Below are 888 nucleotides of genomic sequence, written 5' to 3' on the forward strand. Positions count from 1 at the left end.
TGCGTTCGGCCTTGTATTTTCTTAGTGCAGGATATTTCCTTTCCCATTTCTCGACAAAGGTAATGAATTGTTCGTATCCCTGCAAGGAATTCATCTCGTTGTTCTCCAATTGGAACACCTCACTGAGCTGCTGCGCCATTACCAGTTTGTCTTTATGTGATGCGCCGCTGAGTATCTGTCGCTTAACGTGTGCCACGCAGAACTGGTGTGCGGCACCGGGAAAGGCTGCACAGACGGCATTCTCTATTCCTTGCAATGCATCGGAAACAACTAAGTCTATCTGTTCGACGCCTCTTTGCTTCAAGGCCTCAAGCTCGTCTTTCCAGCAAAGAGCCCCTTCTGTGGGATGATTGACAACCGTGAGCACCTCCCTGCTGCCGTCTTCTAATACCCCCAGAATGGTATAGTAGGCTTCCTTGGACACCTGTCTGTCCCTACGGGTGGAAATAAAGGTGGCGTCGATATAGACGGCTAAGTAGTGGGAGGAAAGGCTACGGCAAAGCCACCGTTCGACGTCCTCACGGCAGCTGCCGGCAAGATGCGATACCTGCTGCTTGCTGTAGGAACGACCATAGACGCAATTTGAAATCTCGCCTATCTGCTCCGTGGTAAGACCTTTGGTGTAGAGGAGATTGAACAATTTGGCACGTTCCTCGCTTTCGCTGCGTATCAACCCTAAGAGAATGGGATAGAAGTTTCCGCTACGACTGCGCGGAATACGGAGCGAGAACTCAAAGCCGTGACTGTACCAACGACGAGAACGGAAACCATTGCATTGCTCATGGGCATTTTCGCTGACGAACAACTCTCGTTCATGATACATCAGGGAGTTCATGATTAATGACTGAAGGGTAACAAAACCCTCGCTGCTGCTTGTGTAATTCGAAA

At 49.9% G+C, this 888-nt stretch carries 1 protein-coding gene; it reads right to left on the reverse strand.

Annotated elements, in window-relative coordinates:
- Positions 1 to 888, reverse strand: an 888-nt coding sequence (locus tag E0E16_RS03785) for an IS256 family transposase (RefSeq protein WP_130829708.1), incomplete at both ends; no start/stop codon positions are given.

It is taken from the genome of Prevotella rectalis (assembly GCF_900607215.1).
Taxonomy (GTDB): domain Bacteria; phylum Bacteroidota; class Bacteroidia; order Bacteroidales; family Bacteroidaceae; genus Prevotella; species Prevotella brunnea.